General features: G+C 49.8%; 1 protein-coding gene. It reads left to right on the forward strand.

The annotated features are described in order from the left end of the window. The coding region (locus R7093_RS27775; RefSeq protein WP_318147350.1) for a protein adenylyltransferase SelO family protein at nt 1-530 on the forward strand (530 nt) is incomplete at both ends.

Raw genomic sequence — 530 nt, forward strand, 5'->3', positions numbered from 1 at the left:
TGGCACTTGGTTTGATATTCACCTTAAAGGCGCGGGGCTAACACCCTACTCGCGTATGGGGGACGGCAGGGCTGTGTTGCGCTCAACCATTCGTGAGTATCTAGGTAGCGAAGCCATGGCGGGGCTTGGGATCCCGACGACTCGTGCTCTTGGCATGATGGTCAGTGACACGCCTGTTTATCGTGAGAAAACAGAATTCGGCGCAATGTTGATTCGTATGGCGGAGACTCACGTTCGTTTTGGCCATTTCGAGCACCTTTTCTATACCAATCAATTGGCAGAGCAAAAGTTGCTGGCGGACAAAGTCATCGAGTGGCACTTTGCTGATAGTGCGTCGGCAGAGAAGCCATACGCTGCAATGTTTGGCGAAATTGTTCAGAAAACAGCGGACATGATTGCTTACTGGCAAGCGTATGGGTTTGCTCATGGCGTGATGAACACCGATAACATGTCAATTCTTGGGCAAACCTTTGATTACGGGCCATTTGGTTTTCTCGACGATTATGAACCGGGGTACATTTGTAACCATT

It is taken from the genome of Vibrio sp. 1580 (genome assembly GCF_033340055.1).